General features: G+C 39.4%; 1 protein-coding gene. It reads right to left on the bottom strand.

Annotated features, from left to right (window positions below):
• Positions 1 to 7: 7 nt before the first annotated feature.
• Positions 8 to 246 (bottom strand): S24/S26 family peptidase (locus tag SB775_RS32580; RefSeq protein WP_410865429.1); only part of this gene is annotated, 239 nt, incomplete at its 5' end.

Here is a 246-nt window from a genome sequence, read left to right on the forward strand (position 1 = left end):
ATTTTATTTAAACGTGTTTTTCAAGAGTAAATAAAACGGCCCCAAATGCAGTGACCTCAGAAGCCGCACACTCAAAAGAGACATTGCTATTAGTAAGCTTGATTTTTCCACCTGGTAAGCGCGCAATATCGTAAACGTCAAAAGAGTTATCGATATTTACGAACCAGCGACCATTAGCGATATTTTTCGCCTCAGTGTTAACCAGCCAGGAATGTCCTACGCCATCGATAAACACTAAAGAATTTT

This window comes from Peribacillus sp. SIMBA_075, assembly GCF_046534585.1.